Annotated in this window: 15 protein-coding genes and 1 other RNA gene; 3 read left to right on the top strand and 13 right to left on the bottom strand. The window is 27.8% G+C overall.

Annotated elements, in window-relative coordinates; all coding sequences use genetic code 11:
• Positions 1-200 precede the first annotated feature (200 nt).
• From sepF to tgt, 4 genes are all read right to left on the bottom strand, one after another.
• Positions 201-527 carry a cell division protein SepF gene (sepF, locus tag T352_RS06785; RefSeq protein WP_026391383.1) on the bottom strand — a complete coding sequence of 109 codons (327 nt, stop codon included), beginning with the start codon at positions 525-527 and terminating at the stop codon, positions 201-203.
• Between the two features lie 75 nt (positions 528-602).
• Positions 603-1,700 carry a redox-regulated ATPase YchF gene (ychF, locus tag T352_RS0101050; protein ID WP_026391382.1) on the bottom strand — a complete coding sequence of 366 codons (1,098 nt, stop codon included), beginning with the start codon at positions 1,698-1,700 and terminating at the stop codon, positions 603-605.
• 36 nt (positions 1,701-1,736) lie between these two features.
• A complete protein-coding gene (gene ftsZ, locus T352_RS0101045) occupies positions 1,737-2,864 on the bottom strand; it encodes a cell division protein FtsZ (RefSeq protein ID WP_026391381.1) in 1,128 nt (375 codons plus the stop codon).
• A 61-nt stretch (positions 2,865-2,925) separates the two neighbouring features.
• Positions 2,926-4,038 carry a tRNA guanosine(34) transglycosylase Tgt gene (gene tgt, locus T352_RS0101040; protein WP_232361954.1) on the bottom strand — a complete coding sequence of 371 codons (1,113 nt, stop codon included), beginning with the start codon at positions 4,036-4,038 and terminating at the stop codon, positions 2,926-2,928.
• A 102-nt stretch (positions 4,039-4,140) separates the two neighbouring features.
• Between tgt and T352_RS0101035 the strand changes: the two genes are divergently transcribed.
• A complete protein-coding gene (locus T352_RS0101035) occupies positions 4,141-4,623 on the top strand; it encodes a QueT transporter family protein (protein WP_026391379.1) in 483 nt (160 codons plus the stop codon).
• A 70-nt stretch (positions 4,624-4,693) separates the two neighbouring features.
• Positions 4,694-5,299 (top strand): nitroreductase family protein, encoded by a 606-nt coding sequence (locus T352_RS0101030; protein WP_026391378.1) that lies wholly within the window; start codon positions 4,694-4,696, stop codon positions 5,297-5,299.
• Positions 5,300-5,348: 49 nt separating this feature from the next.
• On the opposite strand, the gene T352_RS0101025 is transcribed toward T352_RS0101030, so the two are convergent.
• Both T352_RS0101025 and ssrA read right to left on the bottom strand, forming a co-directional pair.
• Positions 5,349-5,690 carry an iron chaperone gene (locus T352_RS0101025; RefSeq protein WP_026391377.1) on the bottom strand — a complete coding sequence of 114 codons (342 nt, stop codon included), beginning with the start codon at positions 5,688-5,690 and terminating at the stop codon, positions 5,349-5,351.
• A 200-nt stretch (positions 5,691-5,890) separates the two neighbouring features.
• Positions 5,891-6,228: a transfer-messenger RNA gene (ssrA, locus tag T352_RS07010) on the bottom strand.
• Positions 6,229-6,313: 85 nt separating this feature from the next.
• On the opposite strand from ssrA, the gene T352_RS0101020 reads away from it, so the two are divergent.
• Entirely contained in the window at positions 6,314-7,417 is a 1,104-nt protein-coding gene (locus T352_RS0101020) for an AI-2E family transporter (RefSeq protein ID WP_026391376.1), read from the top strand.
• Positions 7,418-7,457: 40 nt separating this feature from the next.
• On the opposite strand, the gene T352_RS0101015 is transcribed toward T352_RS0101020, so the two are convergent.
• The 7 genes from T352_RS0101015 to T352_RS0100985 form a co-directional block, all read right to left on the bottom strand.
• Positions 7,458-8,300, bottom strand: coding sequence for a hypothetical protein (locus T352_RS0101015; RefSeq protein ID WP_026391375.1), 843 nt, complete (start codon positions 8,298-8,300; stop codon positions 7,458-7,460).
• Between the two features lie 171 nt (positions 8,301-8,471).
• On the bottom strand, positions 8,472-9,743 hold the full coding sequence (locus tag T352_RS0101010; RefSeq protein ID WP_026391374.1) for a hypothetical protein: 1,272 nt from the start codon (positions 9,741-9,743) through the stop codon (positions 8,472-8,474).
• 131 nt (positions 9,744-9,874) lie between these two features.
• Positions 9,875-10,144 carry a hypothetical protein gene (locus T352_RS0101005; protein ID WP_026391373.1) on the bottom strand — a complete coding sequence of 90 codons (270 nt, stop codon included), beginning with the start codon at positions 10,142-10,144 and terminating at the stop codon, positions 9,875-9,877.
• 9 nt (positions 10,145-10,153) lie between these two features.
• A complete protein-coding gene (locus T352_RS07185; protein ID WP_162151074.1) occupies positions 10,154-10,306 on the bottom strand; it encodes a hypothetical protein in 153 nt (50 codons plus the stop codon).
• Positions 10,306-11,337, bottom strand: coding sequence for an ABC transporter permease subunit (locus T352_RS0100995; protein WP_035344713.1), 1,032 nt, complete (start codon positions 11,335-11,337; stop codon positions 10,306-10,308). Before T352_RS0100995 ends, T352_RS07185 begins: the two co-directional genes overlap by 1 nt.
• 12 nt (positions 11,338-11,349) lie before the next feature.
• Complete coding sequence (locus T352_RS0100990) at positions 11,350-12,849, bottom strand: sugar ABC transporter ATP-binding protein (RefSeq protein WP_026391371.1); 1,500 nt, start codon at positions 12,847-12,849, stop codon at positions 11,350-11,352.
• Between the two features lie 72 nt (positions 12,850-12,921).
• Complete coding sequence (locus T352_RS0100985; RefSeq protein ID WP_026391370.1) at positions 12,922-13,947, bottom strand: galactose ABC transporter substrate-binding protein; 1,026 nt, start codon at positions 13,945-13,947, stop codon at positions 12,922-12,924.
• Between the last annotated feature and the right edge of the window lie 32 nt (positions 13,948-13,979).

Below are 13,979 nucleotides of genomic sequence, written 5' to 3'. Positions count from 1 at the left end.
TAAAAAAATACGTCCTTAATAAGCTAAGGACGTATAAAATACGCGGTACCACCTTAGTTCCAGATAAAATATCTAGCACTCAATTATTAATTTACTCCAAGTTGATTACATTATATTATTACTTTTAGGCTTACACCAATTCCTAAATCGCTTATTAGTAAATCTTATATAATGGTTATTCTCTTCATCGTAAGATTAAATTATAAATTATCAATAAATTTCTTTATCGAACCATCTTTGAATAAATCTTCATCACCAAATAAGAAAATTGTTCTAGATATTTCAATAATTTCACCATTTATTGCGTAAACTACACCAGATAGGAAAGCAATAATCTTATTAGCATCATCAATTTCTAATTTTTCCAAATTAATTACTAATGGTTTACCATTAATTAAATCTGTTGCTAATTTAGTTAAGTATTCATCATTTGCTTCAAATAATTGTTCAAAAACAATTAGTGAAGATTTTTCAACTTGATTAACTACTTCAACTGGTTTTTTCTTAAGAAAACTAAAAAATCCCATTTGCTCCTCCTTTTAATACAATTTACTATTCTATTTTATCATAATAATTTAAAAAAAGTATTTATTTAATAATTTTTAAACGTTAAATCTGAAATTTAAAATATCTCCGTCTTTTACAACGTATTCTTTTCCTTCAATTCTAACTTTTCCTTGTTCTTTTGCTATTTGTCTTGAACCTGCTTTAATTAAATCATCATATGCAATAGTCTCAGCTGCAATAAAGCCTCTTTCAAAGTCTGTATGAATAATTCCAGCACATTGTGGTGCTTTCATACCTTCAACAAAAGTCCAAGCTCTAACTTCTTTAACACCTGCTGTAAAATATGTTCTAAGACCTAATAAATGATATGCTTCTTTAATTAATTTATTTAGTCCACTTTCTTTTACACCATATTCTTCTAAGAAAAGTAATTGATCTTCATAATCTAAGTGAGCAATTTCCATTTCTAATTGTGCACTAATTGGAACAACAATAGTATTATCTTTTTTAGCATATTCTAATAAATCTAAATAGTTTTTATTAGATTCTGGGTTTTTTAACTCAAAATCTGCAACGTTTGCAACATAAATTGATGGCTTTAAAGAAAGCATGTTAAAGTTTTTGATTTGTTTAAATTCATCTTCACTTAAATCAACAGTCTTTGGATCAATATCATTTAAAATTGCCTCTTTAATTTTTGTAAGTGCTTGTAATTCTAAAACAATTTCACGTTCATTTTGTTTTGCTTGTTTTGTTAATCTTGGTAGTCTTTTTTCAATTTGTTCTAAGTCTGCAAGTTTTAATTCCATTTTAATTGTATCAAGATCATCAATAGGGTCAATTTTATTATTAACATGTGTAATATTTTCATCAACAAAACATCTAACAACGTGACAAATTGCATCTACTTCACGAATATGACTTAAAAACTTATTACCAAGTCCCTCGCCCTGTGATGCACCTTTAACTAATCCTGCAATATCTGTAAATTCAAATGTTGTTGGAATTACTTTTTGTGGGTTAATTATTTTTTCTAACTCATAAAGTCTTTCATCTTGTACTAAAACCACGCCAACATTAGGGTCAATTGTCGCAAATGGATAATTTGCAGCAAGCACATCTGCTTTAGTAATTGCGTTAAATAATGTTGACTTACCAACATTTGGTAAACCTACTATTCCTGCTTTTAACATATTTTGTTCCTCTTTCCATTAAAAAAGGCTTACGCCTTATTTTTTTAACCAAGAAGGTAAGTTTACCTTACTCTTTGGTTTATCATTTACTTCTATGTCTTTTTCAACTGGACTTGTAATAAATCCTTCTTTTGAAAAAGTCATTTGTTCATCTGTTGTTTTATTAAATAATTCTGATGCAAAATTATCAAATGTCTTTTCTTTAGCTCTAAGTTCATAGCCAGTTGCAATAACTGTAACGATTAATTCATCATCTAAATCAGCATTTACTGTTGTTCCATAAATAATATTTAAATCATTTTCAACAGCATTTCTAATTTCTTGTACGGCATTTTCCATTTCAAATAATGTAACATTTGTTCCTGATGCAATATTAACAATTGCATCTGTTGCACCATCAATTGAAACTTCAAGTAATTTTGAATGAATTGCTTTTCTTGCAGCATCGATTGCTCTATTTTCACCACTTGAAATACCAATTCCCATTAATGCAGTACCTTTATCTTGCATAATTGATCTAACGTCTGCAAAGTCAACGTTAATTAATCCTGGAATAGCAATAATTTCTGCAATCCCTTGAACCCCATGTCTTAAAACATTGTCTGATTCTTTAAATGCTTCTAATAATTGGGTATTTTCATTTGATACTTCAATTAATCTTTGATTTGGTACAACAATTAATGTATCAACATGTGGTTTTAGATTCTCCAAACCTTCGATTGCTAAATCCATACGTTTTTTACCTTCAAAGTTAAAAGGTTTAGTTACGATAGCAACCGTTAAAATTCCCATTTCTTTTGATATTTTTGCAATCACAGGAGCAGCACCAGTTCCAGTTCCACCACCCATACCTGCAGTAATAAATACCATATCACAACCTGTTAATATTTCTTTAATATCATCAATTGATTCCATTGCAGCTTCATAACCAATATTTGGTTTTGCACCTGCACCTAATCCCCTAGTTAAATTTTTTCCGATTTGAAGACGTTCTTCTGCTCTTGATTTTTTTAAAACTTGGGCATCAGTATTCACATCAACAAAAGTAACACCTTTAACATCGTTTCTAATCATACGATCAACAGCATTACCTCCGCCTCCTCCAACACCAATAACCTTAATAATCGGTTTTTGGCTAAACTCTACTGAATTGTCAAAAAGCATCTTAATTTCCTCCCACTTCACTCTTGTTTATATTATACATTTTTAACTAAATATTATCAATTTATTTAAAGTAATTTGTATTTTGTTTCATCTCTTCTAAATAATCTAATAATCTATCTTCTTTGATTGCTTGTCTAATCTCACTCATTAAATGTTTTAAATAGGAAAGATTTTGATAAGTAAGTAATTTCATTCCTAAAAATTCTTCTGCCTTAAAAAGATGTCTTAAGTAAGATTTTGAATAGTTATTAAGTCTATTATTTAATTTTGGATCTAGTGGTTCTAAATCTGACTCAAACTCTTGTCTTTTAATATTAACTTTACCATAAGTTGTAAGTGCACTACCATGTCTAGCATTTCTAGTTGGAAGGACACAGTCAAACATATCAACACCATTAATTACGTTCATAATTAAGTCCTCTGGTGCTCCTACCCCCATTAAATATCTTGGTTTATCAAATGGTAAGATCGGATTTAAAAACTTAGTAATTTCATACATTTCTTCCTTAGTTTCACCAACCGATAGACCACCTATCGAATAACCTGGAAAATCAATTTTCATTAATTCTTTTGCACTATATTCTCTAAGTTCTTTATTTAACCCACCTTGAACAATTCCAAATAAAGCTTGATCAGATTTAAGTGCATCTTTACCACGTTTAGCCCATCTAATTGTTCGCTCTACACTATTTTTCATATAATCATATGTTTCATATGGAGGTGGACATTCATCAAAACTCATGATGATATCAGCTCCTAAATCTTCTTGAATTTTAATTGCATCTTCTGGACTTAAAAAAAGTTTAGATCCATTTTTATGATGTCTAAAATGAACTCCCTCTTCAGTGATTTTTCTAAGTCCACTAAGTGAAAATACTTGAAAACCACCACTATCAGTAAGTAGTGCCCCATCCCAGTTCATAAAGCCTCTAATTCCACCATGTTTTTTTACTATTTCATTACCTGGTTGTAACCATAAGTGATATGTATTACCTAAGATTAATCCTTCAGATACTTCTTTAATTTCATCAACTTCAAGTGTTTTAACGGTTGCTTGTGTGCCAACCGGCATAAAAAAAGGTGTTTCAAAAACACCATGAGGTGTAGTTAATTTTCCTAATCTTGCTCCACTTTGCTTACATACATGTAAGACTTCAAATTTAATTCCCATAATACCAACTCCGTGATTGATATTATAACATAATTTTGGTATAATACAAAAGTATTATTGCTGTACCCTAGGAAACCAGCAAATAAATTAAAACAGGGAGGAATTATGAAAGATTTTAAAGTAAAAAATCTTACTTTAAATGCATTATTTGGAGCAGTTTATATTGTTTTAGTCTTAGCATTTAATTTTATGAGTTCAGGAGAAATTCAGTTTAGAATTGCAGAAGTTTTATTAGTACTTGTTATTTTCAATCCTAAGTTAATATACGGGTTACTTCTTGGAACATTTATTTCCAATTTTTTACCAGGAGGATTTGGATTAGTTGATGCTATATTTGGTACAACAGCCAGTCTAATTGGGATACTTGGTTTAATTCTTTTTAGAAAGAAACCTTTAATTGGCTTATTTTTTCCAGTCATTGCAAATGGATTAATAATTGGATTTATGCTTCATTTTTTAGCCGAAGCTCCACTTTTACTTACTATTCTTACAGTAAGCTTTGGACAAGCAGTTGTTTTATATTTACTAGGCTATCCATTTTACCGTATTATTAGTAAGCGAGATGATTTAATTGAACTTTTAAAATAAGCCAATCAGTGGCTTATTTTTTTATATATGATAAAATATTTATTGATATTTTAAAGAATAGAGGAATAAAATGAGCGTTTTTACAGATAGAAAATCAATTAGAAAATACGATAAAAATCATCAAATTCCAGATGATATATTAAATAAAATCTTAAAAGAGGCTTTTAGAGCTCCAACAAGTATGAATATGCAACCAAATAGAGTTGTTGTTGTAAGATCAAAAGCGGAAAAAGAAAAGTTAAAAGATGTACTTTACGGTAATCAAATTCAACTTGAAACTTCAAGTGCATTTATAATAATTTTTAGTGATTTAGAAAAGTTTGATATGGCTCCTAAAATTTTTAATATGGCATATGAAAATGGCTTAATGCCAAAGGAAGTTAGAGATAGACAAATTGAAAATGCACTTATTTACAAAGAAAAATTTACTAGTGATCACTTAAAAAGAGATGCATATATTGATGGTGGACTACTTGCAATGCAATTAATGTTAGTAGCAAAATCTTATGGTTATGATACATGTCCAATTGGCGGGTTTAATCACCAGACAATTAATGATGCATTAGACATCGATAAAAAACTACTTCCTATCTTAATTGTATCTATTGGAAAAAAAGATGAGGAAGGTTTTGCCTCACTTAGATTAGGTTTAGAAGATACAGTAATATATAAATAAAGTATTTAATTAAAAAGAAGTTTTAATGATTATTATTCATTAGAACTTCTTATTTTTTATTATATTCATAAATCTCAAAAAGTATTTTAGCAACTTCATTAATTAAATCATAAGGTATTTCTTTGTTAACCTGGAAAATTAGATTATCTTTACTATTTCTATATATTTTAGTTTCTTCAATTAGTATATCTTTAGGAAGTGGTGGAAAAACACTAATATGATTTTTAAATGCCCCACAATAAAAGAATGTCTTATTGATCTTATATGCTAAAACTCCATAAGATATTACTTCTTTTGAATCTGGAAATAAGCTTTTAATATTTAATCTAATTTTATTTATAATACTTTTTTGTGGCTCGTTTAGTCCATTAACGTATTCATCTACAGTCATGTTAAAACCTCCCAATTTGATATTTTTATTATATCAAAAATATTTTAATGAATATAGTATCATACATAATTAAAAGTGTTTTTACTTTTTATATTAATTTATTTTTTTTTGTTTCTATCACTAAAAATAAAAAAATCCTAATTCTTTTCATTACAAATAGTTTGTAATATTAAGAGTTAAGGAAATTATTTTATATATATTGGTGGAGATGAGGGGAGTCGAACCCCTGTGTAAGAAACTTTCAAATATACTTTCTACATGTTTAGTTTATTTATGTTTTTCATACTATTAACTAAACAAACAAAAGTTAATAGTACAATCCTTTATAATTCATTTAACTTAAAGGAGTTAGTTAAATATAACTTACAGTTAAGAGCGCAAATAAAAGGTAAGTGCTTCTATTATTGCTGGCTACTTTATCTTAAGCAGCGAATTGTAAATTTTGGTTTCCGGTTATTAAATAACCCGACTTTTTTACTTGAGTAACCAAGACATGCTTATATATTTTACGGTACCCTATCGAGACCAGTACATCCCCGCATTGTTATAATACATTATTTGCTTAATATTGTAAAGTTTAAAATATAATATGTTATAATTTACGTATTAACCGGAGGTAAAATATGAAAAATACAATTAAAACCTTATTAATAATCTTATTAGTCTTAGTATCATTATTAATATTTCATGCTTTAAATACTTATTTTCCATCAAATATCATTTCCAAGGTTTTTGGAGCATTAAAATTGGTGTTAACACCAATATTAATATCTCTGATTATCCTTTATCTAATTAATCCTTTTACAAAAAGGCTTGTTAAGAAACATAAAGTGAATAAAAAAGTTGCTATTGCGATATCTTTAGTTCTTTTCTTACTCGTAGTTATTGCTTTATTATTTTTCATAATTTATTTTTCATATACACAGGGTGTATTACTTTATGAACAATTAACTGATCCCGTCTTTTTAGAGGAAGTTAGATTATTTTTAGAAAAATATAATCTTGGATCTGTTTATGTAATGATTAATGATTATATTGAAAACTTTGACATAACTTTATTTTTTGGCTCACTTCCTTCATTAGTTTCTTTAATCGCTCAAACAGTTATGACAATAATTTTAGTTCCAATTTTCTTATGGCACATGTTAAGTATTGATGAAACTATTGAATTAACTATCAAAGATAATATTCCAAGCAAATGGCAAAAAAATGTTATCCCGATACTAAATGATTCAAATGATGTTGTTGTTGCTTATTTTAGAAGTAAAATTTTATCAATGATTTTCTTATTTGTAATCTTTGTTGTTGTATATCTACTCTTAGGTCTACCTGTTGGTTATGCTTTCTTATTTGCATTCTTAATTGCCATCTTAGATTTAATACCTTATGTCGGTCCAACTTTTGGAATAGTTGTACCTGTAATATACTTATTTGCTGCTAATGGATCAAATATTTTATACAATCAAGCTTGGCACCTAAATAGTCTAACCGTAATTATAATTTTAATAACAATTAACATTGCTGTCCAGTTTATACAAGGTAATATTATTGTTCCAGCTCTCTCAGGTAAAGAAATGAAGATTAACTCAGCACTAATTCTTGGTTTCATGTTATTCTTTGGCTATATTTTAGGGGTTTGGGGAATAATTCTATCAATACCACTCGGTGGTATAATAATCGTTATTTGGAAGCATTTTAAGCAATCTTCACTCTTTAAAGATGAATAAATAAAAGGTGGACTTAAGTTATCTTAAGTCCACCTTATTTTTATATATATTCGTTATAATCTAAGTGTTCAATAAAAGGCTGTTTTGTTAGTCTAAAATTTGATGAGTTTATTTTATATGTATGTAATCCAACTCCTTCTATTTGGGTTGGATTTGTAAAATATAACTCACTTATTCCCTTAATTGTTACACCTAAGATACTTACAACACTGATTGAAATTTTAATCTTAGAAAAAGGGTTTAATATATCTTCTTTAAAAAAATTACTGTTTTTGTTAAATACTAAATTAATAATCACATTATTTCTTTTTGTCTGTTCATTATATAAAATATATCCTTGTGTTTCTTCTTCGTGTTCAAGCGGTTTAAATTTAAACACTTCTAAGTCACGCTCAAATTTAATGTTGCTAAGTAAAATACTACCTGCAGTTTTTCCCTCTACTACTTTAAATGGAATTCTCATTGAGTAAAACATTAATTCCTCATTTAAGTCTAATCCTTCTTGCATCATATGAAAACTCGGGGATTCTTTACTATAAAATCTTGGAACATATCTTGGAGATTCAGAATAGATTAAAGCTCTATCATTAAATTCAATTGTTGAGTAGTTATTTGCAGCAAATTGTAATTCTCTAAATAGTTCAGCACGGTAGTTTGAGTCATCGTTAATCTTGCTAACTGTTTTATTATGAACATAAACCATTAAACTAAAAGCTGTACTTGCTCCAAATGAAGCAAATGCCACAATTAAAACAGCAATTCTAATTCCAATAACATCAAAATTAGCCGCAAGATAGTCTCCATAGAATAAAGAAATAACTGAGAGGATAAACACAATGACTAACACTATGATTAAAACCTTTGTACTTTTTGAACTTTTCATAAGTCACCAATCCTTCTATTTAATATAAAAATATAAGTTTAAATATTTGTTATCACTACTTCTATTATACTATAAAAATTATATATTTGTAATCTAAATGTACGAATATATAATCTATTAATGTAAAACAAAAAGGATAATCTTTTAGTAAATGATTATCCTTAATATATATTAATTTAATTCTTTGTTTTTATTTGAAGACTCCTTAATAAAACCAGTTGTTAAACCAATAATTCCACCAATCATTAAAATAACAACACTCATAAGTGGCATATTAAAGTCTTTCTTAACTTCAAATTCAGGACTTGTAGTTCTTTGATATCTAACAAGTGAATTTGTATAATCTAAATTAAATTTATTAAAATATTTTACCGTATCAGACATTTTTTCTACAGAATCAAGTACGAATGTTTCAAATGCTTCATCTATATTTTGATTATCAACTGCAATTAAGGCTTCTAATTCATTTTTCTCATAATTTAAGTAAACATTTTCGATAGTTCTTTTTTCAATTTCCTTATTATAAACTTCTAAATCTAATATTGTACCTGGAAGTGGAACTTGGTTAAGTATATCAATTAAATCACTAATTACCTTGTTGTTGATTTCTATTTCTTTTTCAAGCATAAGTAACTTTTGTTTTACATTTTTTAACGTTTCTTCATAGTTTCTAATATAATTTTTCTGATTTACTTCTTCTTCTAAACCTTCTACATTTACAACTGTATTATACCAAAAAATGTAGTCAGTTTGTAATTTATCTATATTAACACCATCAATTGTTACTTGACCATATTTATCAATAAATTTTTGAAAACCATTTAATGTTAGAGTATATTGATTTCTAATCTGATAAAAAATTTGATCATATGTTAATCCTTCTAATATTTCGGTAACTTCTGTGTTAAAAATTGAATTACTGTCAAAATAGTTAACAAGATTAAGGCTATTATTTTTTTCTTTTGCTACTTCTAAGACTTCTTTATGAATTTCCTTAATAAAATCTTTTGCTAAATTTTTATTATAATTAAAGTGTTTTGTGGGCATATTTATTTTAAAATATCTTTCAATAACAACTTCATTCTTTTCATCCTTTTTTTCATTAACATCAAATAATAATTTATCATCATTTAATAGTTCATCAATATTTAACGTCTTAAACTTTTCAAGATTTCTATTTTTTATTTTAGTTAAAAATTCCTCATTTTCCAGAGATCTAAAATCAAAAATAGAACCATCAGCATACAAACCAGTATCTGACCCAATAAAATTATAGTTGAAATTATTTGAAACATATGAAGTTTTTCTATTTATAAAATAAAGTGTTGCAACGCCAACCAATGTTATTGATAGTGTAACAATTATTATTAAGATTTTATTTTTCCAAATTTTTATCCATAAATCATATAAACTTATTTCATTATTTTGTTCTAGATTATCCATTAATTCAATCTCCTTCAATTTTTATAATGATATTATATCATAATTATATAGTAAATCAATTGATTTTAAATATTTTGTTCAGTGGACAAACAATATTTATCTTTTAAAAAAATAGGTTAAAACCTATTTGATTAATATAGATATTTATAAGCTAATATAATTAGTGCAATCTGAATTATGGTAAGTATTACTTCTGTTATAATAAATTTTCGATTTTTCGTTTCAAAATTGAAACCAATCATTGCAAAAATTGCTCCAAAAGCTCCCATTAAAATACTTGAGATATAAACATAACTTAATTTAATTGTTTTTTTATCAGTATTTTTTTCCCTTTCCATTTGAAAAGCAAGAACTAAAACAGAAAGACTTGAAATCACTGTTAATAAAATTACTATATACATTTAATCACCTCAAATAACTAATAATAAAATAAGCAAAATAAATACAATTGAAGAAATAATAATAAAAATTGTAAATCCTTTTGTACTTCCATTTAGATTAGCATAAAATCCCCCTTTATTGATCGCGTGCTTCTCTTCCTTTTTTTTGTCTTTTTCTTCCATTATCTTCTTACTAAATATTTTCTCATATCAATTGCTGTTGCAAATAAAATAACAAAACCTTTAATTGCATATTGTAAATTCGCATCAATCCCCAAGAATACGAATGATACAGTAATTAATTGTAATAAGAATACACCTAATAAAATTCCTTTAATCTTACCAACCCCACCAGAGAATGATACGCCGCCTATAACACAGGCTGCAATGGCATCAAGTTCAAAGTTAACACCAGTTGCCGCATTATTTGATCCAACATATGCACTAGTTAAAAAACCGTTTAATCCATATAAAACACCGGCAATTAAAAATACAAGCATAATTGTTTTGTTAACATTAATACCAGATACTGTTGCTGCATCAGGATTTGAACCTACCGCAAACATATTTTTACCAATAACTGTTTTATTCCAGACAAACCACATAACTATAAGTGCAACTACAGCATATAATACTAAAAATTGTACTTTCACCCCAAAAATTCTAAACATTTCTCCAGTTACAGCATTACTAAAATCTGGTCTAAGTCCACCAATTGGTTTACCTGCATTAGTTCCTAAACTAATATATTGTAAACTTATAGCATAAACTATTAACTGGGTTGATAGAGTTACAATAAATGGATGTAGTTTAAACTTTGCAACAAAAAATCCATTGAATAAACCAATTAGTCCACCAATAAACATTACTAGAATTAAAACACCAAAAATTGGCACATTTCCAAGTGCTGGAAACATTTTTGATGGATAATCAGATCTTTGAAGTAGACTCGCTGTAATAACAGCAACTAATCCAATTATTCTACCAGCTGATAAATCTGTCCCAGTTAAAACAATAATTCCACCAATCCCAAGCGCTATTGGTAATCTAAATGCAGTTTGTGTTAATACGTTTATTATCGAATTAATTGATAAAAATCTTGGTTGCATAATTGTAACTACTAAAATAAATAATCCTAATAAAATATATAGTGAGTTATTAATAATAAATTCACTTACTTGTTTTCTTGTTATATTACTTAATCTTTCTTTCATAAATACCTTCCTTTAAATATATTTAGTTGCTAAGGTCATTACTTCTTCTTGAGAAGTTTTATCTGTATCAACAATTCCAGCTACTTTTCCATTTGAAATAACCATAATACGATCTGACATTCCAATCAATTCAGGCATTTCTGATGAAATCATAATTATTGATTTCCCTTCATCTACCATCTTGTTCATTAACTGATAAATTTCATATTTTGCGCCAACGTCAATACCTCTAGTTGGCTCATCCATTAATAAGATTTCAGGTTTAGTCAATAACCATCTACCAATAATAACTTTTTGTTGATTTCCACCTGAAAGACTTGAAATTTTTGTCTTTGACGAAGGTGTTTTTACACTCATTTCATCAATTATTTTATTGGTGTCATATTGCATTTTCTTATCATTTAAAGCTAGTTTATATTCTTTATATGAATTAAGATTAGATATAACTGCATTTTCTTTAACACTCAAAACTCCAAAAATTCCATTTTCTCTTCGCTCTTCTGTAATCATAGCAAACCCATTTTTAATTGCATCTTTAGTATTTTTAATATTAAGTTTTTTACCATTTAAAATAACTTCACCTTGTTCTTTACTCATATATCCAAAAATAAGTTCTAAAATCTCTGATCTTCCTGCGCCAACTAGTCCAGAAATACCAAGTATTTCGCCCTTTCTAAGATCAAACGATACATCTTTTACAAGTGAACGATGTGTTGCACCTAAGTTTTTAACTTGAAGTAAGATCTCTCCAACATTCTTTTCTCTAATGGGAAATCTACTTTCTAAACTTCTACCAACCATATCTTTAATAATCTTATCCATGGTTAAATCTTTAGAATTATTTGTTGAAATATATTTACCATCGCGCATAATTGTTACTCTATCTGAGATTGCTAATATTTCTTCCATCTTATGTGAGATGTATATTATACCAACGCCTTTTTCTTTTAATTTTTTTATTATTGCAAATAATTGTTCAACTTCTTGATCTGAAAGTGAAGATGTTGGTTCATCAAAAACTATTACCTTAGCATTATGTGATACTGCCTTAATAATTTCAATCATTTGTCTTTTTGAAACAGACAAGTTCGATAAAGTTTCTCTTGGATCAACATCAATGTTAAATTCTTCTAATAATTTTTTTGTTTCCTTATACATCTTTGGTTCATCAAGCATGAACTTATATTTAAGTGGATATCTTCCTAACCATAAGTTATCCATTACATTTCTTTTAGTAGCTTGATTTAATTCTTGCTGAACCATTGCAATTCCACTATTTAATGCTTGTAGTGCATTATTAAAGTGAACTTTTTTTCCCTCTAAAAATATTTCCCCACTATCTTCAAGATAAATCCCAAACAAGCATTTCATCAATGTTGATTTTCCAGCACCATTTTCACCCATTAAAGCATGAACTTCTGAAGCTCTAACGTCTAGCGAGACATTATCTAATGCTTTAACGCCTGGAAATGATTTACTTATATTTTTTATTTCTAATAAAATATCACTCATATAATACCTCTTCTCTAAGATAAGATAAGGCGATTAATAAATAATCGCCTTACTTATAAAATTCAAATGATCTTATTCCTTTGTAAATTTTGCGTAAGGAATACGTACTTTATCTACACCTGTTTCAAACTCATAGCTTAATCCTTCATTGAATTTTTGGCCATTTTGGATATTTTGAATAAATTCTCTAACTGCTGTTGCCATTGCAACACCATCTTGTTTAATACTTCCTGCCATTTCTCCTCTGTTAATTGCATCTACTGCTGTAGCTGTTGCATCAACACCTAAGACTGGAATATATTTAGTTTTATCTGTTCCATTATATCCTTTTTCTTTTAATGCTTGAATTACACCAAGTGCCATATCATCATTATTTGCAAAAACGATATCAATTTTATCTAATACAGCTGAATCTGAAATAACTGCTTCAAATAATGTTTTAGCTTTTGCAGTATCCCATGCAGCCATTTGATCTTCTGCTAATTTATCTAATGCTGGTTTACCAGCTTCAGTTAATAATCTATTTGCTTCTTCGATTGAATATCTTGTTCTACCATTTGCTTCAGGATTATCTAAATCTGCTCTTAACATTACATAACCAATTTTACCATCACTATTACGATCTGATTTTGCATAGTCTTTTGTTAAAATATCAAATGCTAGTGATCCTTGCATGTATCCAGCTTCATCTGGGTCAGTTCCAATAAATGCTGTTTGTCCTTTATATGAATTAACTGCTGCATCTGTTATTTCTCTATTAAAGAATAATACAGGAAGTTTTGCATCTTTTGCTTTTTCGATAACAACATTTGCTGATTCAGTTTCAACAACGTTAACTACTAATAAATTTGAGCCTTTTGTTATTGCTGCATCAATTTGTGTATTTTGTGTTTCTTGACTTGATGCTGCATCATGGAATTGATATTTTAAGTTATCTATACCCTTAAGTTGTTTTTCTAATTCCGATCTTACTCCACCAATATATGTATCTGAGTATTCATAAATGAACACATCAACTACAAACTCATCACTTTTAGTACATGAAACTAGTACTAAGCCTAAAACTAAAATTGAAATCGATAAAATTATTTTTTTCATTTTTTCCTCCTAATTTTTTATCTACTTCAATT

Origin of the sequence: Haploplasma modicum ATCC 29102, from assembly GCF_000687835.1 — a bacterium.
In the GTDB taxonomy this organism is placed as follows: Bacteria; Bacillota_I; Bacilli_A; order Acholeplasmatales; family Acholeplasmataceae; genus Haploplasma; species Haploplasma modicum.
This window is presented reverse-complemented; position numbering and strand designations above follow the sequence as displayed.